Here is a 6,000-nt window from a genome sequence, read left to right on the forward strand (position 1 = left end):
GATAACACCGACTGTAGGTTCAATAACAAAGCTCGGTGAGGTATCTATCGAAAATAGCATAATTTTTAATAGAAAAAGTAACAGCAGACACCATCTTTCAATAGCCAAAACTTATATTTGAGATTATTAACTGAGCCTGTCCATGAAAAAAATCTGCTACTGCCTTTCCCTGGTATTTCTAATGACGGGTTTTCGCCCGGTTTTTGCTCAAATTGATACCGTTTCCAATCTTTCATCGGCCGATAAGTTGTATGGACTGAGTAAATTCTGGTCGGAAGCAAAATACAATTTCGCGTATTTTGACCATGCCAAAATTAATTGGGATAGTACCTATCAGGCCTATATCCCCAAAATACTAGCCACAAAAAGCACCTGGGAATATTATCTGGTGATGCAACGGTTTTGCGCTTTGCTAAAGGACGGTCATACCAATATTGATTTTCCACAGGCGTTGATGCCGCACGCATCAAGATATAGATGGATCAATATTGAAAATTTTGATAAGAAGCTTATTGTAACCGATATCCCGGTTCAGTTTAAAGATCAGGTGCCCCTGGGATCTGAATTGGTAAGTGTGAATGGGGTAGAGGCAAAAGCCTATGCCGAAAAGGAGATCATTCCCTATATCAGCTCATCAACAGAGCACGTGCTTTGGAATACAGCCGCGGCTATGATGTTTTATGATACCGATACGGCTAAAGTATGGCATTTAAAGCTACGGTCACCTAAAGGCAAGCTAATAGATTACAACTATCAATACCATACCTATCGTGCCAATTGGGTGAGGCGGGCAACCAATAATACACCCCGGAAGGTGTTGGATTACGAAAATATAGATGGAATAGCTTATGTGAAACTGAACAGTTTTGGCGACGAGTCGATCGTTACCGAATTTAAAAAGATAGTGCCCGAACTGTATAAATGTAAAGGCGTAATCCTTGATCTGCGCGGTAATGGTGGTGGCGACAGCGGTATTGGGGCTGAAATATTGATGTATTTTACCGATCAGAAGGTTTTGGTGGGCTCTGCCTGGAAAACCCGCGATAACTTGTCGGCTTACCGGGCCTGGGGAACTTATGAACTAATGGATACCACCCAAAAAGATAAATTATCCAACTGGCAGCAAAAATCAATAGCATCAGCCAAAGGCGAATACTGGTACAAGGGCGATACGATGACATTTAACAACGACGTTAAGGAGCAAAAAATAAAATCGCCGCTGGTGGTGCTGTGCGGAAACAACACGGCTTCGGCCGCAGAAGATTTTCTGATCACACTGGATGGCTTAAAAGGTCGTGCAACAACTATTGGGCAGCGCACCTATGGCAGTACTGGTCAGCCCTTGCCACTCACTTTACCCGGCTTTACAGCCCGCATCTGTACCAAGCGTGATACCTACCCGGATGGCCGCGACTTTGTAGGTATAGGCGTTATCCCGAATATTGAAGTACCCCGCACTCCTGATGATGTGATCAATGGCACCGACGCTGTGTTAAAACGGGCCCTAAAAGAAATAAATAATAAGAAGTAGGTATCCTGCCACACGCTTTTTAGCCTGTGGTCGATGTTATCACCGTAACACTCATTGCTGGCTAACATTCTATTCATAAAAGTGGTGCGGTGATAACACCGGCTATAGGCTCAATAATGAGTTTTTAGATCAGGTTTAATTACATTGAAATACAATTACGAGTAATGCTGAAAAAAGTAAAGACCATCCTTATATTACTGCCATTCCTGTTAAAAAATCTTAGTGCACAAGAAGTCATTAGAAAGGCAGACATTCATGTTGATCTATCTGTTGAGAAAGGACCGATGAAGCCATTTTGGGCTTGGTTTGGCTATGATGAGCCAAACTATACCTATATGAAGGATGGTAAAAAATTACTTACCGAAATTTCGGCGCTAAGCCCGGCGCCTGTTTATGTAAGAACGCATAGTTTGATGGTTACCGGAGATGGAGAAGCTGCATTAAAATGGGGCTCTACCAACATGTACACGGAAGATTCAAATGGGAATGCTATTTATAACTGGAAAATTATCGATTCTATATTTGATACCTACATTAAACGGGGGATGAAACCATTTGCTCAAATTGGTTTTATGCCCCAGGCACTTTCCACTCATCCGGAACCTTATCGCCACCATTGGAAACCTGGAGATCCATATAAAGATATAGCAACAGGTTGGACATACCCGCCCAAGGATTATAAGAAATGGGGTGATCTCGTTTATAATTGGGTAAAGCATTCTATAAACCGATATGGTAAAAAGGAGGTGGAAAGCTGGTATTGGGAGGTTTGGAATGAGCCTAATGGCTTTTACTGGAAAGGGACCGAACAAGAGCTTTTTAAACTTTACGATTATGCGGCTGATGGCGTAAAGCGCGCTCTTCCTTCCGCTAAAATAGGCGGGTTTAACGTGGCTGGTACATCTGGAAGAGGGGCGCAGCAGATGCTTAATGATTTTATTAAGCATTGTACAACAGAAACTAATTATGCAACAGGTCATACAGGATCGCCACTTGATATCTTAACCTTCCATGCGAAGGGGCAGCCATCAATAGTTAATGGAATGGTGAGGATGAATGCTTCACCTCATCTTCGTGATATAGAGGCTGGGTTCAAAGTAGCAACCGCTTATCCTGAAACAAAAAATATCCCTTTAATTGTAGGTGAGTCTGACCCGGAAGGATGTGCTGCCTGCGGTATGGCTACAGATCCACAGAACGCCTATCGGAACGGAACTTTGTATCCGAGTTATACAGCGGCAACTATAGCTCGCGAATACGAATTAGCCGATCAATACAAAGTAAACTTAAGAGGTGCCGTAAATTGGAGTTTTGAGTTTGAAAACCAACCCTGGTTTTACGGCTTTCGCGATCTGGCGACTAATGGTGTGGATAAGCCCATTTTAAATCTTTTCAGAATGCTGGGCAAAATGACAGGGAGTAGAGTGAAGGCCCAAAGCAACAGGATGTACCCCTTGAAAACCATGCTTGATTCCAGTATTCGCGGGCCATTGTCTGATATTGGCGTATTAGCTTCAAAAGACAAAACAACGGCAGGGATACTTATCTGGAATTATCATGATAATGATGAAAAAAAGCCAGCGGAACAAGTATCTCTACAGGTTGAAAACATACCTGTTAAAAGCGTTAGGCTGGCGCATTACCGGATTGATGATCAACATAGCAACTCCTATGAAGCTTGGAAAAAGATGGGCTCACCGCAAAGCCCGAGTGCAGGGCAAATAGCAGAATTGGAGAAGGCCGGGCAGTTACAAACTATTGGCACGGCGCAAAATATAAACGTAAAATCAGGAAAAATAAATATAAATTTTGATCTGCCCCGCCAAGGGATATCATTTATAAAAATAGACTGGTAGCTTCTGCTTTAGCTGTATCGAAACCAAAGCGCCGGTAGGAGTAAGGGGTTCGATGATATCACCAGCCCACTGTCTGATTCTCTGATTTCAGACGATTATGCAGGTAGTCTTCAGACTACATGAACCGCGTTATACTTTTTAGCCTGTGGTCGGTGTTATCACCGTACAACTCATTACTGGCTGACGTTCTATTCATAAAACATACATGATAGCGGTGCGGTGAACACTACAGGTGTTCGGAAGATTGAATTTCTATAAAAAATTTGTCATTTCGATAGAGCAAGCAGTAGGGACGAGCATAGTGCGAAAGAGAAGTCTTCTGTTACATACAAAGCCCCAATTGCAAATCGTAGAAGATTTCTCCTCGTTCCTTGTTCGAAATGACACACTTTTTATTTTTTTCGAACACTTGTAGTGATAACACCGACCATAGGCTGAACTGCTTTTATGGCTAATATAATGAGTGAATTAATTCGTTGGGAAAGCTCCTATTTGTTGCAATAACCCAAGTAAATCTGGTTGACCATATTCTTCAATAATTTGGGCATCCGAAATGCGATAAAAATTCATGGCTTGCACATGAATGGATTTTTCAGTTGGCGGGACTCCAAAAAAAGGCGCTTTGTGCGTTCCATGCATGGTAAATCGCACTGCCACCTTTTCATCTTCTGCTACCCAGTCTTCTATTTTCCATTGCATGTCAGGAAATCCGCTGCGCATCATATTGATTATTTCGAGATATCCGCCAGGGCCACGCATTGGTTCGGGACGTCCAGGTACGTAAAAGACCGCCTCTGGCGAAATTACTTCATTTGCAAGTTGTAGGCTTGCTGTATTAATGAACTCCAGAAAACGGAGCATTAAAGCTTTGTTGGTTTCTTCTTTCACGCAATTGATTTTTTTACAAATGTCGTGAGTCTCTATCAATCGCCTGTTAACCTATTTTAAGAAATACCCTTAATATAAATTAAGGGTCAACGGCAAATAGTGTCATTTTCCTATGGATTTTACTGAGAAATTCAGGGGTGATCTCCTTGCTGTCTGATTCTCTGACTTCAGACGATTATGGGTAGTCTTCAGATTACATGGAACCGCTTGTTTATTTCCCTGTTTTAGGCTGATGCATGATCAGCGTATTTAAAACAGCTTCTATTTGCGGGACAGGCATTTTCAGTATTAAATAACGGTCCCGGGTGCCGGTTTTATTCCAGAGGTTGCTGCCATCGCTGTTGCATATGATCTTACCTTTTACAACACTAAAATATCTTTCATAGCCGCGAACGGCAACCAATACAGCGGTTTCGTCCCAACTCATGCGGCCTTTGGAATCGTTAGGGTCAAGCGGTATGCTTTTTTGGAATACATCCTTAACCGGTGAATTGGTAATAGACTTATTTTTTACAATAGGCAAACCGGTATGGATCTTTTCGCCGATCTCGAACCCGCTGAAAATAATGGGCGAAGGCCAGTTATCGAACGTTATTTTTGAAGAAACCGAATCTTTTTCGACATTAAACTCCTGGAATTTTCCCATTTCCCGGTTAAAACAGGCGGCCATATTCACCATGAGCCTTACTTTCTTTTTAACCAGGGCAGCGCCACTTAAGGGCGATACTTTATCTGGTTTTGATTGAAGCAGGTTAGCCATATTGGTCATAAACCCGACGGTTACTATAGTTACACTTTGGTCGGGTTGTGCAGCCAGGATCCTGCGGTACAGTATTGTCGCATCCTCCGCCTCATTGTTGTCTTTTATCCGGTGCGGATACCTGGCCACAATCAGCGAATCCCATTTTTGCGCGCAGGGGATATTAACAGCCTTACCCCGCACCACTCCAATAGGGATGCCCGGTCTTTTAAAATAAGTATTCAAAACACTCAGTACCGGCGCTATGTTACTGTATTGGTTACTGGCAATAGTGGCCAGGATGCGGCATTCGCCTTTATCGGCCAGGGCATGTAAAACAGCCATCGCTCCAACATCGTCATAATCGGGCCCTATATCGGTATCCAATATAATGTTCTTTGGCTGCTGCCGGGCAAAAGCAAATGTGCCGGTCATTATTGCAAAAAGTAGTAAAGCTATTTTAAATTTCATGTTGATGATCTATAACGAGACCCGGTAAGGTATTATCGAAAATAACATAATTTCAATAGAAAAAGCCAAGTCGATCAACATCGATTTTTATAGCCCCGATAAATTGCGTATATTTGTGTATACAACAGCCCGGTTTTCTGACAAATCAGAAAATCGGGCTGTTTGGTTAAGGGAAAATACAACCCCAAAACCGACCGTTTGGTATGTGGTTATTTGATAGCCAAATATTTAATACTTTTTAAACTTTTCAAAACCCATCAAAAATTTGTTAAAAAGTGTTAAAATGGCATTAAAACATTGCTAAAGTGACCAAAAAGCAAGCCTTTTTACCCCGTTTTCGACTAAAAAAGTGTTAAAATTGAGGGTTTAAAAAGTTTTGAAGCGGCGGGATTGATCAAAGAACGATATTGTATAATTGATGGTTTGTCATAACTCAATCAGGGCTGACGCATAAGAAAGGATAAAAATGCGTGGTGTTATCAACAAAATGTTAATAAAGAAGGAGTAAGTTTAGG

Annotated in this window: 4 protein-coding genes; 2 read left to right on the forward strand and 2 right to left on the reverse strand. The window is 41.9% G+C overall.

The window, feature by feature from the left end:
* The first annotated feature begins 142 nt into the window (after window positions 1-142).
* Both AB6735_RS07555 and AB6735_RS07560 read left to right on the forward strand, forming a co-directional pair.
* A complete protein-coding gene (locus AB6735_RS07555; RefSeq protein ID WP_370995290.1) occupies window positions 143-1,531 on the forward strand; it encodes a S41 family peptidase in 1,389 nt (462 codons plus the stop codon).
* A gap of 164 nt (window positions 1,532-1,695) precedes the next feature.
* On the forward strand, window positions 1,696-3,387 hold the full coding sequence (locus tag AB6735_RS07560; protein ID WP_370995292.1) for a beta-xylosidase: 1,692 nt from the start codon (window positions 1,696-1,698) through the stop codon (window positions 3,385-3,387).
* Window positions 3,388-3,855: 468 nt separating this feature from the next.
* On the opposite strand, the gene AB6735_RS07565 is transcribed toward AB6735_RS07560, so the two are convergent.
* Complete coding sequence (locus AB6735_RS07565; RefSeq protein ID WP_370995294.1) at window positions 3,856-4,275, reverse strand: ester cyclase; 420 nt, start codon at window positions 4,273-4,275, stop codon at window positions 3,856-3,858.
* A gap of 211 nt (window positions 4,276-4,486) precedes the next feature.
* The gene (locus AB6735_RS07570; RefSeq protein WP_370995295.1) at window positions 4,487-5,485 is read right to left on the reverse strand and encodes a nucleoside hydrolase; all 999 of its coding nucleotides are present in this window, start codon (window positions 5,483-5,485) and stop codon (window positions 4,487-4,489) included.
* Between the last annotated feature and the right edge of the window lie 515 nt (window positions 5,486-6,000).

The organism is Mucilaginibacter sp. RCC_168, from assembly GCF_041355315.1.
In the GTDB taxonomy this organism is placed as follows: domain Bacteria; phylum Bacteroidota; class Bacteroidia; order Sphingobacteriales; family Sphingobacteriaceae; genus Mucilaginibacter.